Origin of the sequence: Micromonospora sp. HUAS YX12, assembly GCF_040215685.1 — a bacterium.
Lineage (GTDB): Bacteria > Actinomycetota > Actinomycetes > Mycobacteriales > Micromonosporaceae > Micromonospora > Micromonospora tulbaghiae.
Map to the genome: position 1 here is coordinate 668,259 of NZ_CP157974.1, position 16,080 is coordinate 684,338.

Here is a 16,080-nt window from a genome sequence, read left to right on the forward strand (position 1 = left end):
CTCCCAGCCAGCGGTCAGCCCAGGGCCTGCTCCAGATCGGCGAGCAGGTCGTCGACCGTCTCGATGCCGACAGACAGTCGCACGAGATCGCCGGGAACTTCAAGCGGCGAGCCCGCGGCGCTCGCGTGTGTCATCCGGCCCGGGTGCTCGATCAGGGACTCCACGCCGCCCAGCGACTCGGCGAGCACGAACAGCCGGGCCCGGTTGCAGATCTGGACGGCGTGCTCCTCGCCGCCCGCCGCGCGGAACGAGATCATGCCGCCGAACCGGCGCATCTGCTTGGCGGCCACCTCGTGGCCGGGGTGCGAGGGCAGGCCCGGGTAGAGGACCTGGGCGACCTTGGCGTGTCCGTCCAGGTAGGCCGCGATCCGCTCGGCGTTGTCGCAGTGCCGGTCCATCCGTACCCCGAGGGTCTTGATGCCGCGCAGGGTGAGCCAGGCGTCGAACGGGCCGTTGACCGCGCCCATCGCGTTCTGGTGGTAGCGCAGCTCCTCGCCGAGCGTCCGGTCCGCCGCGACGAGCGCGCCGCCGACCACGTCGGAGTGTCCGCCGACGTACTTCGTGGTGGAGTGCACCACCACGTCCGCGCCGAACGCGATCGGCTGCTGGAGGTACGGCGAGGCGAACGTGTTGTCGACCACCAGCAGCGCGCCGGCGTCGTGCGCCACAGCGGCCAGCGCGGCGATGTCGGCGATGCCGAGCAGCGGGTTGGTCGGCGTCTCCACCCAGACGATCCTGGTGGCGCCGGGGCGGATCGCGGCGCGTACGGCGTCCGGGTCGGAGACCTTCGCCGGGGTGTACGCCAGGCCCCAGCGCTCGGCCACCTTGGCGAACAGCCGGTACGTGCCGCCGTACGCGTCGTCCGGGATCACCACGTGGTCGCCCGGCTTGCAGACGGTCCGCAGCAGCGTGTCCTCGGCGGCCAGGCCGCTGGCGAAGGCGAGCGCCACCGGGCCGCCCTCCAGCGCGGCCAGGCACTCCTGGAGCGCGTCCCGGGTCGGGTTGCCGGAGCGGCTGTACTCGTAGCCCTCGCGGGGCGCTCCGACGGCGTCCTGGGCGTACGTGCTGGTCTGGTAGATCGGCGGGATCACCGCACCGGTGCGGGCCTCCGGGTCCTGACCGGTGTGGATGGCGAGTGTCTCGAAGCCGTGGCTCATGCCGCAGACGTTAGCCCCCCGCCCGGTCCCGCTCCCGGCAACCCGGCGCGAGTCACAACCGCGAGGGTGTCGGGGCGGTCGGCCATACTGGTCCGGTGAGTACGACCGAGGCGCTCCCCTCTCGCCTGCACGGCATCGCCGACCGGATCCCCACGTCCCTGGACGAGCTCAAGGGGCCCGAGCACGGCCGGGTCACGCTGCCGACCCGCCTCGCGTGGTCCGGGCTCACCGAGTTCGATGTCGACGACAGCGGACAGCGGCTCACGCTCTATCGCACGCTGATGGACTGCGGGCAGCGTGAGGACATCGTCCGGTACGTCAATCCAGCGCTTCTCCGGCAGGACTGGTCCCGCATCTGCAAGCTGACCGCGCGCCGAGTGATCAGCATCTGGGAGAGCAGGATGCCGGGCCTGGCAGCCTAGCCGTGGACGAGTTGCACACGCGCTTGCTGCGCGTTGGATTCCGCGCCGGTGACGACCTCGGTCTGGTGCTCGCAGGCGGTTACGCCCTAGCCGCGCACGATCTCGTGAACCGGCCTTCCCGCGACATCGACTTCGCCACCGCAACCGCGCTGCCGCTACCCCTGGTCGCGGCGCGCCTGACCGAGGCGTACCGGGCGGAGGGGCTCGACTGCTGGGTCGTCGAGGCGACGCCCCGGATGGCCCGATTGCTGGTCGAGGGGCCGGGCTTCGCCTGCGAGGTCGACCTCTTGAAAGAGGCGATCGGGCCGCCCGCGAGGTTGCACATCGGCCCTGTGCTCGCGCTGGAGGACGCCATCGGCCTCAAGGTCAGGGCGCTTCACGACCGCGCCGCGCATCGCGACTACATCGACGTACGCGCCGCCGGCCGGATCGTGGAGTGCAGGGGACTCGAATCCTTGGGAGCCCGGCACACCGTCGCGTTCTCGCTTCACGAGCTGGCCGACCGACTGGGCGGGATCGACGAGCTCGAGGTGGAGACATTCGCCTCCTACGGTCTCGGCGAGGACGACATCGGCGGACTCAGGCGCTGGGCTCGTCGGTGGGAGGCGGACATCCGGGCGCGCCTCGCCAACGGCGAGACCGGCCCGACCGGCATCCCCGACGACGACTGGGACGCCTACCTCGACCGCTCCTGACGCCACCCAGCGCGACTTCCCGGGTGATCATGAGGTTGGCGGTGCGGACCGTCCGATTTGTCGCCGCCAACCTCATGATCACGGCTCTTGGAGGCAGGGTGGGTGGGCCTAGGGTGGGGTCGTGAGCGGGTGTGTGTTCTGCGGGATCGTGGCGGGCGAGGTGCCGGCCTTCCGGGTGACCGACGAGCCGGACGGGGTCGCGTTCCTCGACACCCGGCCGGTGTTCAAGGGCCACGTGCTGGTGGTGCCCCGCACCCACCTGGTCACCCTGTCCGACCTGCCGGCCGACGAGCTGCCCGGCTACTTCCGGCTGGTGCAGCGGATCGCCGTGGCGGTGGAGACCGGTCTGGGCTCCGGTGGGACGTTCGTGGCGATGAACAACCGGGTGTCCCAGTCCGTACCGCACCTGCACACCCACGTGGTGCCCCGGACCAAGGGCGACGGGCTGCGCGGCTTCTTCTGGCCTCGTACCCGGTACGCCGACGACGCCGAGGCGACGGAGTGCGCCGGGCGGATCTCGGCGGCGCTGGCCTGACGCCGGCATGGGCGGGTAAGGAACCGGGGGCCGACGCTGTTGCACACGCTGGGAAAGCCAAGAGAGGAGTCCCACCGTGTTCCTCCGCCGCATGAAGGCCGAAATGATCTCTCCTGACCAGGCCCTGCCGGGCCGCCCGATCGCGATGCCGATCGCCGACCGGCACGAGGTGCTGCCGTCGGCGCTGAAGGGCCCGTTCCCCGAGGGCGCGCAGGTCGCCGTCTTCGGCATGGGCTGCTTCTGGGGCGCCGAGCGGCTGTTCTGGACCCTCCCCGGCGTGATCACCACGTCGGCCGGTTACGCGGGCGGGTACACCACCAACCCGACGTACGAGGAGGTCTGCTCGGGCATGACCGGGCACGCCGAGGTGGTCCAGGTGGTCTACGACCCGTCGAAGATCGCCTACGAGGACCTGCTGAAGGTCTTCTGGGAGAACCACGACCCGACCCAGGGCATGCGCCAGGGCAACGACGTGGGCACCCAGTACCGCTCGGTGATCTACACCACGACCGACGAGCAGATCGCCGCCGCCAAGGCGTCGCGGGACGCGTTCGCGCCGATCGTGGCCCGGGCCGGCAAGGGTGAGATCACCACCGAGATCGCCCCGCTCGGCGACTACTACTTCGCCGAGGACTACCACCAGCAGTACCTGGCTCCGACGAAGAACCCGAACGGCTACTGCAACCACGGACCGAACGGGCTGAGCTGCCCGGTCGGCGTGGCCCGCACCGCGGGCTGACCCGAGATCCGAACCACGAGTCCGGCACGGTGAACGGCGAGGCCGATCACCGTGCCGGCAGCGTCTACGCACGCGCGATCTTGCAGTTTGGGCCCGCAGGTTATCCGGTTCGCGAGGATTGCAGGGCACCAAAGTGCAAGATCGGTGAAAGCCGACGACGCCGGGGCGGCGCCGGTTCGTGCGGTGTTCCTCACACCGAGGGCAGGCCGGGTTTCCGGCATCTGCGGCCTGGAGGGCAGGAACCGAAGGCATGACAGGCAACCACCCTGCGTGACGGCGCATCGTAGCAAGCTGTCACACGTTCGTCATCGTCTCAACAGGCGAACTGCAACAAGCTCTGGCAGCATTGGCTCGTATGTGCGGACTTGCGGGAGAGTTCCGCCGTGACGGTTCACGCGCCGACGTCTCGGCCGTGGAGCGGATGGCGGCCACGATGAGTGACCGAGGGCCCGACGACAGCGGCGTCTGGTCGCAGGGCCCGACCGCGCTGGGACACCGGCGCCTGAAAATCATCGACCTGTCCGCGGCGAGCGGCCAACCCATCGTGGACGCCGCCGCCGGGCTCACCGGTGTCTTCAACGGCTGCATCTACAACTATCGGGAACTGCGCGCCGAGCTGCAGGCCAAGGGCCACCGGTTCTTCTCGTCCGGCGACAGCGAGGTCGTGGTCAAGGCGTACGCCGAGTGGGGGCTCGACTTCGTCGACCACCTGATCGGCATGTTCGCCGTCGCGATCAGCGAGCGCGACACCGGCCGCCTGGTGCTGGCCCGGGACCGCCTCGGCATCAAGCCGCTCTACCTGGCCGAGAGCCCCGGCGTGGTGCGGTTCGCCTCCACCCTGCCGGCGCTGCTCGCCGGTGGCGGCATCGACACCACGATCGACCGGGTGGCGCTCGCCCACTACCTGAGCTTCCACAGCATCGTGCCGCCGCCGCGCACCATCCTGGCCGGCGTCACCAAGCTGCCCCCGGCCACGGTCCGGGTGTACGAGGCCGACGGCTCCACCCACGAGCGGGTGTACTGGGATCCGGCGTTCAGCCGCGCCGCCGAGCGGGCCGGCTGGTCCGAGCGGGACTGGCAGGACGCGCTGCTCGACTCGCTGACCACCGCCGTACGCCGCCGCATGGTGGCCGACGTGCCGGTGGGCGTGCTGCTCTCCGGCGGCCTCGACTCCAGCCTGGTGGTCGCGCTGCTCGCCGGCGAGGGGCAGGCCCGGTCCGGCCTGGCCACGTTCTCCATCGGCTTCGACGCGGTCGGCGGCCGGGAGGGCGACGAGTTCGTCTACTCCGACCTGGTGGCGAAGACGTTCGGCACCGACCACCACCAGATCCGGGTGCCCACCGGCGACCTGCTGCCACCGCTGGAGGCCGCCGTCGCGTCCATGAGCGAGCCCATGGTCAGCCACGACTGCGTGGCGTTCTGGCTGCTCAGCCAGGAGGTCGCGCGGCACGTCAAGGTGGTGCAGTCGGGCCAGGGCGCGGACGAGATCCTGGGCGGCTACCACTGGTATCCGCCGCTCGCCGGGGTGGACCGGGAGCAGGCGCTCGAGACGTACGCGAAGGCGTTCTTCGACCGCGACGCGGCCGGACTGGCCCGGGTGCTCAACCCGGCCTGGCTGGCCGACGGCGACCCGGCGCGGGAGTTCGTGGCCGCGCACCTGGGCCGCCCGGGGGCGCAGACCGCCGTCGACGCGGGCCTGCGGATCGACACCCAGGTCATGCTCACCGACGACCCGGTGAAGCGGGTCGACAACATGACCATGGCGCACGGGCTGGAGGCCCGGGTGCCGTTCCTCGACCACGAGTTCGTCGAGCTGGCCGCGAGCTGCCCGCCGGAGCTGAAGCTGGCCCAGGGCGGCAAGGGCGTGCTCAAGGAGATCGGCCGCCGGGTCCTGCCGCACGAGGTCATCGACCGGCCCAAGGGCTACTTCCCGGTGCCCGGTCTCACCCACCTGGAGGGCAAGCTCCTCGACCGGGTACGCGACGCGCTCACCTCGCCGGAGGCGCGCCGCCGTGACCTGTTCCGCGCCGACTACGTCGACGCGCTGCTCGCCGACCCGAACGCCGAACTGACCCCGTTGAACGGAAACAAGCTGTGGCAACTGGGACTCCTGGAAATGTGGCTCCAGAGCCACGGAATCGACTGACCGTGACCGACACCCTCGCCACCGGAACGGCGCGTACCGACCGGGAACGGGTGCTGGGGCGCCGCCGGGAACGCACCGGCCCCGGCGGTGACCCGGTCGCACCGGGTACGCCGGAGCCGCGACAGCCGGAGACCGGGTCCACCGACGCCTCGGGCGTGGTGCTGGACTGCGGCTGGGGCCGGCTGGTGTTCGGGCAGACGTTCGACGACCAGGTGCACGTGGCCGACGTGCTGCGCTCCGAGGCGGTCGGCGCCCGGGACATCTGCATCTACCTGCGCGACCCGCACGTGCTGGTGTCCCGGCTGCCGGACGAGCTGTTCATCGACCCGTCGCTGACGTACCGGCTGCCGCTGGGCGAGAAGCGGCCCGCCGCCACCGAGGGCGGCGAGGTGCCCGGGCTGACCGTCCGGCCGCTGCGTGACGCCGCCGACGCCGAGGCGGTGAACCGGATCTACGCGCGCAACGGCATGGTCACCGCCCCGGTCGAGGTGCTCGTGGACAACGCCGGCACGGACCGGTTCCTGCACCTGGTGGCCGAGGACACCACCGGTGAGGTGGTCGGCACCATCACCGGCGTGGACCACGTCGCGGTGTTCGGCGATCCGGAGAACGGCGCCAGCCTGTGGTGCCTGACCGTGGACTTCAACACCGCTCCGCCCGGGACCGGGCAGGCGCTGCTCACCGCGCTCGCCGACCGGCTCGACGGGCGCGGCCGGGCGTTCGTGGACCTGTCCGTGCTGGCCGAGAACTCGGGCGCGATCCGGCTGTACGAGCGCCTCGGCTTCCACCGCACCGGCACGCTCTGCGTGAAGCGGAAGAACCCGATCAACGAGCGCCTGTTCCTGCCCGCCATGCCGCAGGGGTACGACGAGCTGAACCCGTACGCGAAGATCGTCGCGGACGAGGCGATGCGCCGCGGCATCCGGGTGGAGGTGACCGACCCGCACTGGGGTGAGCTGAAGCTGACCACCGGCGGCCGGACCATCCACACCCGCGAGTCGCTGTCGGAGCTGACCTCGGCGGTGGCGATGAGCCGCTGCGACGACAAGCGGGTGACCCGGCGCATCCTCACCGAGGCGGGGCTGTCGGTGCCGCGCGGGCGCACCGCCACCGGCGAGCCCGACGACGTCACGTTCCTCGACGACGTGGGCCCGGTGGTGGTCAAGCCGGCGCGCGGCGAGCAGGGCAACGGCATCACCGTCGGCGTGCGTACGCCGGAGGCGCTCGCCGCGGCCGTCGAGCTGGCCCGCCGGTTCTGCCCGGACGTGCTGATCGAGGAGCTGCGCGCGGGCGAGGACCTGCGGGTCGTGGTGATCGACCACGAGGTGGTCGCCGCCGCGGTACGCCGGCCGGCGCAGATCACCGGCGACGGCGTGCACGACATCACCGAGCTGATCGAGCGGCAGAGCCGGCGCCGGGCGGCCGCCACCGGCGGCGAGTCCCGCATCCCGGTCGACGACATGACCCGCGAGGTGGTGGCGGAGGCCGGGTACCGGATGCACGACGTGCTGCCGGAGGGCGAGGTGCTGGCGGTCCGCCGGACGGCCAACCTGCACACCGGCGGCACGATCCACGACGTGACCGCCGAGCTGCACCCGGCGATCGCCGAGGCGTGCGTCACTGCGAGCCGGGCGCTGGACATCCCGGTCACCGGGCTGGACCTGCTGGTCCCCGCCCCGGACCAGCCGGAACACGTGTTCATCGAGGCGAACGAGCGGCCCGGCCTGGCCAACCACGAGCCGCAGCCGACCGCCGAGCGCTTCGTCGACCTGCTCTTCCCGGGTACCCGGGCACCGCAGCGACTCTGGTCGCCGGCCGGTGCGGCAGGCTCTGGGGCATGACCGCACGCAAACCCCAACCGCTCAAGCTCGACCTCGACTACCTGCGCCAGGTGCTGGTGGAGCTGCTGGAGATCCCCAGCCCGTCGGGGCGCACCGACCACATCCAGCAGTACGTGGGCGAGCGGCTCTCCGCGATCGGGATCAGCTCCACGCTGACCCGTCGCGGGGCGCTGAGCGCCTGTCTGCCCGGCCCCCGGTCGACCGGCGCCGACCGGGCGATCGTGGTGCACACCGACACCATCGGCGGCATGGTGAAGCGGCTGAAGGAGAACGGCCGGCTGGAGGTGAACCCGATCGGCACGCACAGCGCCCGTTTCGCCGAGGGCGCCCACGTGCGGATCTTCACCGACGACCTGGAGCGGGTCGTCACCGGCCAGGTGCTGCCGCTGAAGGCGAGCGGCCACCGCTACAACGAGGCGGTCGACCTCCAGGGCGTCGGCTGGGAGCTGGTCGAGGTGCGGGTGGACGAGCCGGTGCACGACGAGGCCGGGCTGCGGGCACTCGGCATCGACGCCGGGGACTTCGTCGCGTTCCTGCCCAACCCGGCCGTCACCCCGAACGGGTACGTCAAGTCCCGGCACCTGGACGACAAGGCGGGCGTGGCGGCGGTGCTGACCGCGTTCAAGGCGATGGTCGACGCCGGGGTCACCCCGGCGGTCACCGCGCACCTGCTGGTCACCGTCACCGAGGAGATCGGCCACGGCGCCAGTCACGGGCTGGACCCGGACGTCGCGGAGATCGTCTCGGTGGACGCGGCGGTGGTCGCGCCGGGCCAGCAGTCCCGGGAGACCGCGGCGACGCTCGCGATGGGCGACGGGGTCGGCCCGTTCGACTACCACCTGACCCGCAACCTCGCCTCGATCGCCAAGGAGCACGGCGTCGACCTGGTCCGGGACGTGTTCGACTACTACCGCTCGGACGTGGCCGCGGCGGTCGAGGCCGGTGCGCACGCCCGGGTGGCGCTGCTCGGGTTCGGCGTGGACGCCACGCACGGCCACGAGCGCACCCACCTCGACGGCCTGCACCAGCTCACCCAGCTGCTCTGCCTCTACCTCCAGAACCCGCTGGTCTTCCCCGAGTGGGACGCCGAGCCGGAGGGCGACCTGGCCGACTTCCCGTCGCTGGCCGTGCAGCCGGCGCACGAGGAGGGCCCGCGTAAGGGCCCGATCGGCCTGGACTGACCCCTGTGATCGAAATCCGTTGCCGCGGCCGCCGGGAAGTGGATAGCGTGGCGGTACACGGGAAAGGAGGTGGTCCAGACTTGTATAGCAATCGGACTCGTGAGGTGGCTGTCCGCTAGCCGCTGTCCTCGACAGTGAAAACTCGTCCGCCGCGAGGCGGGCACCTGCACGATCGTCGAGACCGTGTGGCAGCGGTGCGGCGAAACCACGACAGCCACCCGACCCCCGGGGTGCCGGCCCAGTCCAGCCGGCCCGCGCGCGAGCGCGGAAGCCCCGGGGGTCGCTTCATGCGCTCCGGAGGATGCCGTGTCCATGCGTGAGCTGGTGGTGCTCGGTACGGCCAGCCAGGCCCCGACCCGGCAGCGCAACCACAACGGCTACCTGCTGCGCTGGGACGACGAGGTGATCCTCTTCGACCCGGGCGAGGGCAGCCAGCGGCAGATGCTGCACACCGGGGTCACCGCCACCGACCTGACCCGGATCTGCGTCACCCACTTCCACGGCGACCACTGCCTCGGCCTGCCCGGCATGATCCAGCGGCTCTCGCTGGACCGCGTACCGCGCCCGGTGGCGGTGCACTTCCCGGCCGGCGGCGCCGAGTACTTCGCCCGGCTGCGCCACGCGTCCAGCTTCTACGAGACCGCCGAACTCGCCGTCGAGCCGATCGACACCGACGGGCAGCGGATCACGCTCGGCATCGGCACGCTGGAGGCCCGCCGGCTGCGGCACCCGATCGAGACGTACGGGTACCGCCTGGTCGAGCCGGACGGCTGCCGGATGCTGCCGGAGCGGCTGGCCGCGTACGGCATCGCCGGTCCGGACACCGGAAGGCTGCTGCGCGACGGCCACCTGGACCGCGACGGGCGTCGCGTGACCCGGGACGAGGTGAGCGTGACCCGGCCGGGGCAGCGGTTCGCCTTCGTGATGGACACCGGGCTCTGTGACGGCGTGTACGCGCTGGCCGAGCACGCCGACCTGCTGGTGATCGAGTCGACGTTCCTGGAGTCGGAGGCGGCGCTCGCCGCCGAGGCCGGGCACCTCACCGCCGGCCAGGCCGCGCGGGTGGCGGCCGAGTCGGGGGTACGCACGCTCGTGCTCACCCACTTCTCCCAGCGGTACGCCGACCCGCGCCGCTTCCACGACGAGGCCCGGGAACACTTCTCCGGTGATCTGGTCGTCGCCGAGGATCTCCAGACGGTGCAGGTGCCGTCCCGGCGGGTACCGTCGCCCGGGTGACGATCTCCCTACGTTCCGCGACCGAGGCCGACCTGATGGCGGTCGGCGCCCTGCACCAGCGCTCCCGGGTGGCGGCGTACTCGTCGTTCCTGCCGCCCGAGGCGCTGGCCGACCCCACGCCCGAGGCGATGGGCCGCTACTGGGTGGAACGGCTGACCTGGGAGGGCGCCGACCACCGGATGACCGTGGCCGAGCGGGACGGCCGGCTGGTGGGGTTCAGCTACCTCGGCCCGGACGACGAGGGCGACACCGCGACCGGGCTGCTCAACGCGATCCACCTGGAGCCGTCCGAGCGGGGCCGGGGCACCGGGCGGGCGCTGATGGTGGACGCGCTGGACGCGATGCGGGCCCGGGGGTGGACCCGCGCCGCGCTGTGGGTGCTGCGGGACAACGCCGCCGCGCGCCGGTTCTACGAGCGCGGCGGCTGGACCGCCACCGGTGAGCAGCGGGACGAGCACATCGGCCAGGCGCTCGTCCCCCAGCTCCGCTACGCCCGCCGCTTGTAAGGAAGGGCCCCTTGTTAACGCCTCCGGTAGAGGAAGGGCCCCCTTTTAACACGCGGTGTTAAAAGGGGGCCCTTCCTTACACGCGGGGTCAGCGGGCGCCGAGGTGCGCGAGCAGATCCTGCCGGGTCAGCACGCCCTTGGGCTTGCCGTCGACCAGCACCAGCGCCGCGTCCGCCTTCTCCAGCAGCCCGACCGCCTCACTCACCGGCTGCCCGCCGCCGACCATCGGCAGCGGCTCGCCCATGTGCCGCTCGATCGTGTCGTGCAGGTGGGCCTGGCCGGTGAACAGGGCGTCGAGCAGATCCTTCTCGGCGATCGAGCCGGCCACCTCGCCGGTCACCACCGGCGGCTCGGCCTTGAGCACCGGGAGCTGGGAGACGCCGTACTCGCGCATGTAGTCGATCGCGTCGCGGACCGTCTCGGTCGGGTGCACGTGCACCAGCTCGGGCAGGCCACCGGGCTTGCCGGCGAGCGCGTCGGCGACTGTCGGCTCGGTGCCCGAGTCGTCCAGGAAGCCGTACCGGGCCATCCACTTGTCGTTGAAGATCTTCGACAGGTAGCCCCGGCCGCCGTCCGGCAGCAGCACCACGATCACGTCGTCCGGGCCGGCCTTGCGGGCCACCTCCAGCGCCCCCACCACGGCCATGCCGCAGGAGCCGCCGACCAGCAGCCCCTCCTCGCGGGCCAGCCGGCGGGTCATCTCGAACGACTCCTTGTCCGACACCTCGACGATCTCGTCGGCGACCGACCGGTCGTACGTCTCCGGCCAGAAGTCCTCACCGACGCCCTCGACCAGGTACGGCCGGCCGGTGCCGCCGGAGTAGACCGAGCCCTCCGGGTCCGCGCCGATCACCTTGACCCGGCCCTCGGACGCCTCCTTGAGGTAGCGGCCGATGCCGGAGATGGTGCCGCCGGTGCCGACGCCCGCGACGAAGTGGGTGATCTTCCCCTCGGTCTGCCGCCACAGCTCCGGGCCGGTGGTCTCGTAGTGCGAGCGCGGGTTGGCCGGGTTGCTGTACTGGTTGGGCTTCCACGCTCCGGGGATCTCCCGGGCCAGCCGGTCGGAGACGTTGTAGTAGGAGCGCGGGTCCTCCGGCGCGACGGCGGTCGGGCAGACCACCACCTCGGCGCCGTACGCGCGCAGCACGTCCTGCTTGTCCTGGCTGACCTTGTCCGGGCAGACGAAGACGCAGCGGTAGCCCTTGAGCTGGGCCACCAGGGCCAGCCCGACACCCGTGTTGCCGCTGGTCGGCTCCACGATCGTGCCGCCCGGCCGCAGGATGCCCGCCTTCTCGGCGTCCTCCACCATGCGCAGCGCGATCCGGTCCTTGACCGAGCCGCCCGGGTTGACGTACTCCACCTTCGCCAGCACGGTGGCCTGGATGCCCTCGGTGACGTTGCGCAGGCGTACCAGCGGCGTGTTGCCGATCAGCTCGACGACGTTGTCGTAGTACTGCACCTCGTTGTGCCCTTCGTCGCGCCGCCGTCGTTCCGGCGGCCGGTCAGCCCTCAGTTCGCCGACCAGCCTACGTGCCGTCAGGGCACCACATGCCCGGGGATGACAGAGCTGCGACGTGCCTCCCACTCCAGGAACCGCTCGGTCTCGGCCAGCACGCTGCCCGCCAGCCAGGTGACCATGACCGCGTCGTCGGCCAGCCCGAAGATCGCCAGCGGGATCTCCGGCAGCAGGTCGATCGGGGAGACGATGTACGCCGTCGCCCCGGCCATCAGCGCCAGGCGCAGGCCGCCGTCGTACTCGCCCCGGGTGGTCGCGCGGATCATCCGCGGCAGCGCCGCCAGCCGGGCCCCGAGCGACGGCCCGCCCCGCGTGCCCGCCGCCAGCGCCCGGGCCAGCGCGGCGAACGCGGCGCTGCGCTTCAACGTCTTCCCCATGATTTCGCCCCTCTCCGCCCGACCATGGTGCGGCCCGGTGGCAAGCCCGCGTCCGCTGCCCCATCGGTACCCAATCCGGGCACCGCCCAGCCATCCGATCACGGACAGCGGTGGTCGTACTGGCGCGATACTGTCGGTTCATGGGGGACGCTGGTTCCGTCGCGCCGGTCCGCCGGCAGCGCGCCCGGCAGATCGCCCGCTTCGCGGCGATCGGCACGGGCGCCACGGTGGCGGCCACCGCCGCCACCGGCGGGGTGCTGCTCGGCCAGGCCCGGCAGGCACGCCGCACCATTCCGATGGCGCAGGCGCCGCCGCCGCGCTGCGACGGCGTCTACGGCGCGAAACTGCCCGGCCCACCGGTCACCATGGTCATCCTGGGCGACTCCTCGGCGGCCGGCTACGGCGTGCACAGGCGCCGGGAGACGCCGGGCTCGCTGCTGGCCACCGGGCTGTCCCGCCGCCTGCACCGGCCGGTCCGGCTGCACCGGTTCGCCGTCGTCGGCTCGCTGTCGTCCGGGCTGAAGCCGCAGGTCGAGTCCGCGCTGGAGGTCGAGCCGGACGTGGCGGTGATCCTGGTCGGCGGCAACGACGTCACCAACCGCACACCGTTCCCGGTAGCAGTGCGCTACCTGGTCGACGCGGTCCGCACGCTGCGGGCGGCCGGTTGCGAGGTGGTCGTCGGCACCTGTCCCGACCTGGGCACCATCCGGCCGATCCAGCCGCCGCTGCGCTGGCTGGCCCGGCGCTGGAGCCGCCAGCTCGCGGCCGCGCAGACGGTGGCGGTGGTCGAGGCCGGCGGCCGTACCGTCTCGCTCGGCGACATGCTCGGGCCGCGGTTCGCCGCCGAGCCCGGCCGGATGTTCGCGTGGGACCGGTTCCACCCCTCCGCCGAGGGGTACGCGATAGCCGCGGCGGCGTTGCTGCCCACCGTGCTGTCCGCGCTGGGCGCGGTCCCGGAACGCAGGCCTGTCCTGCCCGGCGTGGAAGGCGTACGGTCGCTCCCGGAGGCCGCCCACCAGGCGGCCCGGCACGCCGGCACGGAGGTCAGCGGCGCCCAGCTCCGGGGTCGCGACCGCGGGCCGGGCGGGCGGTGGGCGCAGCTTCGCCGGCGGGCCTTCTTCGGCGTCGGCGCGGTGCCCCCGACCGGCAGCGCCGCCGACTCGGCAACGCTGGAGGGAACGGCATGAGCGAGCGCAGCGAGCGAATCGGCCGGCTCAGCGCAAAGGTGCCTCATGACGGCACGGAGCGAAGCGGAGTGCTGTCATGAGCGAGCGCAGCGAGCGAATCGGCCGGCTCAGCGCAAAGGTGCCTCATGACGGCACGGAGCGAAGCGGAGTGCTGTCATGAGCGAGCGCAGCGAGCGAATCGGCCGGCTCAGCGCAAAGGTGCCTCATGACGGCACGGAGCGAAGCGGAGTGCTGTCATGAGCGAGCGCAGCGAGCGAATCGGCCGGCTCAGCGCAAAGGTGCCTCATGACGGCACGGAGCGAAGCGGAGTGCTGTCATGAGCGAGCGCAGCGAGCGAATCGGCCGGCTCAGCGCAAAGGTGCCTCATGACGGCACGCAGCGAAGCGGAGTGCTGTCATGAGCGAGCGCGGTGAGGTGGCCCGGTGGGGTCGGGCGGCGGCCCTGTCGCTGCTGGCCGGCACGGTGGGCGGTGCAGCGGTCCTCGCCGGCCAGGCCATCGCCGCCCGCAGCCGCGAGTACGCCCAGCCCGAGCTGGGTCTGGTGCTGCGGGCGACGGTCGGCCGTGCGGACGCGCCGCCGCTGCGGCTGGTGCTGCTGGGCGACTCGTCGGCGCTCGGCGTGGGCGTCGACCGGTTCGAGGACACCATCGGCGGTCAGCTCGCCAACCTGCTCGCCGAGGGGCCGGCCGGCCGGCGGGTGCAGCTCTCCAGCGTCGGGGTCTCCGGCTCGCGCGCCACCGATCTGGCCACCCAGGTGGCCCGGGCGCTACTCGGCGAGCGGCCGGACGTGGCGGTGGTGCTGATCGGGGCGAACGACGCCACCGCGATGGTCCGGCCCGGTGACGCGGCGGCCTATCTCGGCTCGGCGGTACGCCGGCTGCGGGAGGCGCACGTCGAGGTGGTCGTGGGCACGTGTCCCGACCTCGGCGCGGTACGCGCGGTCGCCGCACCGCTGCGCCAGGTGCTCGGCTGGTCCGGGCGGCGGATGGCGCGGGCCCAGACGGCGGCCGTGCTGGACGCCGGCGGCACCGTCGTCGACTTGGGCACCGAGACCGGTCCGCTGTTCCGCGCGGACGCGGGGACGCTCTGCCACGACGGCTTCCACCCGTCGGCCGACGGCTACCGGGTGTGGGCGCACGCCCTGCTCCCGGCGGTCGAGGCCGCCGCGGCTGTCGCGTTCCGGCACCACCGGCAGCCGCCCACGGGGTGACATTTCCCGCCCGCCTCGCGGCTTCCCGCGCATGTTACTCGCGCGTTAACGTTGGTTCATGCCGATTGAGTCGCCCCGCGACGCCGTCATCGTCGCCACCGCCCGGTCCCCCATCGGCCGCGCGTTCAAGGGTTCCCTCCGCGAGGTCCGCCCGGACGACCTCGCCGCCACCATCGTCCAGGCCGCCCTCGACAAGGTTCCGGCGCTCGATCCCACCACCATCGACGACCTCTACCTCGGGTGCGGTCTGCCCGGCGGCGAGCAGGGCTTCAACATGGCCCGGGTGGTCGCCACCCTGATGGGTCTCGACGGCCTGCCCGGCGCCACGCTGACCCGCTACTGCGCGTCCTCGCTCCAGACCACCCGGATGGCGATGCACGCGATCCGGGCCGGTGAGGGTGACGTGTTCGTCTCCGCCGGTGTGGAGATGGTCTCCCGGTACGCCCGGGGCAACTCGGACACGCTGCCGCCGGAGGCGCAGGCGCTCGTCGGCGGCGGCTGGGAGAACCCCCGCTTCGCCGAGGCGCGGGAGCGTTCCGCGGCCCGCGCCCAGGGCGGCGCCGAGGTGTGGACCGACCCGCGCGAGGCCGGGCAGCTCCCCGACATCTACCTCACCATGGGGCAGACCGCGGAGAACCTGGCCCAGGCGTACGACGTGACCCGCGAGGACATGGACGCGTTCGGCGTCCGCAGCCAGAACCTGGCCGAGAAGGCGATCGCTGACGGCTTCTGGGCCCGCGAGATCACCCCGGTCACCACGCCGGACGGCACAGTGGTCAGCACCGACGACGGCCCGCGTGCCGGGGTGACCCTGGAGGCGGTGGCCGGTCTGAAGCCGGTGTTCCGCCCGGACGGCCGGATCACCGCCGGCAACTGTTGCCCGCTCAACGACGGCGCCGCCGCCGTCGTGATCATGAGCGCCGAGCGCGCGTCCGAGCTGGGGCTCACCCCGCTGGCCCGGATCGTCTCCACCGGTGTCACCGCGCTCTCCCCCGAGATCATGGGCCTGGGCCCGGTCGAGGCGTCGAAGCAGGCGCTCAAGCGGGCCGGCATGACCATCGACGACGTCGACCTGGTCGAGATCAACGAGGCGTTCGCCGCCCAGGTGATCCCCTCGTACCGGCAGCTCGGCATCCCGGAGGAGAAGCTGAACGTCGCCGGTGGCGCGATCGCGGTCGGCCACCCGTTCGGCATGACCGGCGCCCGGATCACCGGCACGCTGCTCAACGCGCTGGAGTGGCACGACAAGACCATCGGTCTGGAGACCATGTGCGTCGGCGGTGGCCAGGGCATGGCGATGGTGCTCGAACGACTGAGCTGAGACCGGTTCGCC

At 72.4% G+C, this 16,080-nt stretch carries 15 protein-coding genes; 12 read left to right on the plus strand and 3 right to left on the minus strand.

Annotation, left to right across the window (positions count from 1 at the left end):
* Window positions 1-14: 14 nt before the first annotated feature.
* Window positions 15-1,157, minus strand: coding sequence for a cystathionine gamma-synthase (locus ABIH81_RS03255; protein ID WP_349878953.1), 1,143 nt, complete (start codon window positions 1,155-1,157; stop codon window positions 15-17).
* A gap of 95 nt (window positions 1,158-1,252) precedes the next feature.
* Between ABIH81_RS03255 and ABIH81_RS03260 the strand changes: the two genes are divergently transcribed.
* From ABIH81_RS03260 to ABIH81_RS03300, 9 genes are all read left to right on the plus strand, one after another.
* A complete protein-coding gene (locus ABIH81_RS03260; protein ID WP_349878954.1) occupies window positions 1,253-1,579 on the plus strand; it encodes a hypothetical protein in 327 nt (108 codons plus the stop codon).
* Window positions 1,580-1,581: 2 nt separating this feature from the next.
* On the plus strand, window positions 1,582-2,274 hold the full coding sequence (locus ABIH81_RS03265) for a nucleotidyl transferase AbiEii/AbiGii toxin family protein (RefSeq protein WP_349878955.1): 693 nt from the start codon (window positions 1,582-1,584) through the stop codon (window positions 2,272-2,274).
* A 121-nt stretch (window positions 2,275-2,395) separates the two neighbouring features.
* On the plus strand, window positions 2,396-2,809 hold the full coding sequence (locus ABIH81_RS03270; protein ID WP_349878956.1) for an HIT family protein: 414 nt from the start codon (window positions 2,396-2,398) through the stop codon (window positions 2,807-2,809).
* A gap of 76 nt (window positions 2,810-2,885) precedes the next feature.
* Window positions 2,886-3,548 (plus strand): peptide-methionine (S)-S-oxide reductase MsrA, encoded by a 663-nt coding sequence (gene msrA, locus ABIH81_RS03275; protein WP_349878957.1) that lies wholly within the window; start codon window positions 2,886-2,888, stop codon window positions 3,546-3,548.
* A gap of 355 nt (window positions 3,549-3,903) precedes the next feature.
* Window positions 3,904-5,694: an N-acetylglutaminylglutamine amidotransferase gene (locus ABIH81_RS03280; RefSeq protein WP_349878958.1), complete on the plus strand. Its 1,791-nt coding sequence runs from the start codon at window positions 3,904-3,906 to the stop codon at window positions 5,692-5,694.
* A 2-nt stretch (window positions 5,695-5,696) separates the two neighbouring features.
* Window positions 5,697-7,535: an N-acetylglutaminylglutamine synthetase gene (ngg, locus tag ABIH81_RS03285; RefSeq protein WP_349878959.1), complete on the plus strand. Its 1,839-nt coding sequence runs from the start codon at window positions 5,697-5,699 to the stop codon at window positions 7,533-7,535.
* Window positions 7,532-8,716, plus strand: coding sequence for an osmoprotectant NAGGN system M42 family peptidase (locus ABIH81_RS03290; protein ID WP_349878960.1), 1,185 nt, complete (start codon window positions 7,532-7,534; stop codon window positions 8,714-8,716). The genes ngg and ABIH81_RS03290 overlap by 4 nt, the downstream gene beginning before the upstream one ends.
* A gap of 306 nt (window positions 8,717-9,022) precedes the next feature.
* Window positions 9,023-9,952: a ribonuclease Z gene (locus tag ABIH81_RS03295; RefSeq protein WP_349878961.1), complete on the plus strand. Its 930-nt coding sequence runs from the start codon at window positions 9,023-9,025 to the stop codon at window positions 9,950-9,952.
* Window positions 9,949-10,458, plus strand: a complete 510-nt coding sequence (locus ABIH81_RS03300; RefSeq protein ID WP_349878962.1) for a GNAT family N-acetyltransferase — start codon at window positions 9,949-9,951, stop codon at window positions 10,456-10,458. Before ABIH81_RS03295 ends, ABIH81_RS03300 begins: the two co-directional genes overlap by 4 nt.
* Window positions 10,459-10,546: 88 nt before the next feature.
* Here the strand turns inward: ABIH81_RS03300 and ABIH81_RS03305 are convergent, their stop codons facing one another.
* Together ABIH81_RS03305 and ABIH81_RS03310 are read right to left on the minus strand one after the other, a co-directional pair.
* Window positions 10,547-11,917, minus strand: a complete 1,371-nt coding sequence (locus ABIH81_RS03305; RefSeq protein ID WP_349878963.1) for a cystathionine beta-synthase — start codon at window positions 11,915-11,917, stop codon at window positions 10,547-10,549.
* Window positions 11,918-11,994: 77 nt separating this feature from the next.
* Window positions 11,995-12,351: a YkvA family protein gene (locus ABIH81_RS03310; protein ID WP_013474058.1), complete on the minus strand. Its 357-nt coding sequence runs from the start codon at window positions 12,349-12,351 to the stop codon at window positions 11,995-11,997.
* 140 nt (window positions 12,352-12,491) lie between these two features.
* Between ABIH81_RS03310 and ABIH81_RS03315 the strand changes: the two genes are divergently transcribed.
* The 3 genes from ABIH81_RS03315 to ABIH81_RS03325 all read left to right on the plus strand — a co-directional run bounded on the left by ABIH81_RS03315 (window position 12,492) and on the right by ABIH81_RS03325 (window position 16,068).
* A complete protein-coding gene (locus ABIH81_RS03315; protein WP_349878964.1) occupies window positions 12,492-13,538 on the plus strand; it encodes an SGNH/GDSL hydrolase family protein in 1,047 nt (348 codons plus the stop codon).
* A gap of 396 nt (window positions 13,539-13,934) precedes the next feature.
* On the plus strand, window positions 13,935-14,747 hold the full coding sequence (locus ABIH81_RS03320; protein WP_349878965.1) for an SGNH/GDSL hydrolase family protein: 813 nt from the start codon (window positions 13,935-13,937) through the stop codon (window positions 14,745-14,747).
* Window positions 14,748-14,805: 58 nt separating this feature from the next.
* The gene (locus tag ABIH81_RS03325) at window positions 14,806-16,068 is read left to right on the plus strand and encodes an acetyl-CoA C-acetyltransferase (protein WP_349878966.1); all 1,263 of its coding nucleotides are present in this window, start codon (window positions 14,806-14,808) and stop codon (window positions 16,066-16,068) included.
* Window positions 16,069-16,080: the final 12 nt, after the last annotated feature.

What these genes read in the sequence shown, in the direction of transcription:
- ABIH81_RS03290 (WP_349878960.1), top strand. Translation starts at nt 7,532, where the DNA reads ATGACCGCACGCAAACCCCAACCGCTCAAGCTCGACCTCGACTACCTG.
- ABIH81_RS03315 (WP_349878964.1), top strand. Translation starts at nt 12,492, where the DNA reads ATGGGGGACGCTGGTTCCGTCGCGCCGGTCCGCCGGCAGCGCGCCCGG.
- ABIH81_RS03310 (WP_013474058.1), bottom strand. Translation starts at nt 12,351, where the DNA reads ATGGGGAAGACGTTGAAGCGCAGCGCCGCGTTCGCCGCGCTGGCCCGG.
- ABIH81_RS03320 (WP_349878965.1), top strand. Translation starts at nt 13,935, where the DNA reads ATGAGCGAGCGCGGTGAGGTGGCCCGGTGGGGTCGGGCGGCGGCCCTG.
- ABIH81_RS03255 (WP_349878953.1), bottom strand. Translation starts at nt 1,157, where the DNA reads ATGAGCCACGGCTTCGAGACACTCGCCATCCACACCGGTCAGGACCCG.
- ABIH81_RS03280 (WP_349878958.1), top strand. Translation starts at nt 3,904, where the DNA reads ATGTGCGGACTTGCGGGAGAGTTCCGCCGTGACGGTTCACGCGCCGAC.
- ABIH81_RS03325 (WP_349878966.1), top strand. Translation starts at nt 14,806, where the DNA reads ATGCCGATTGAGTCGCCCCGCGACGCCGTCATCGTCGCCACCGCCCGG.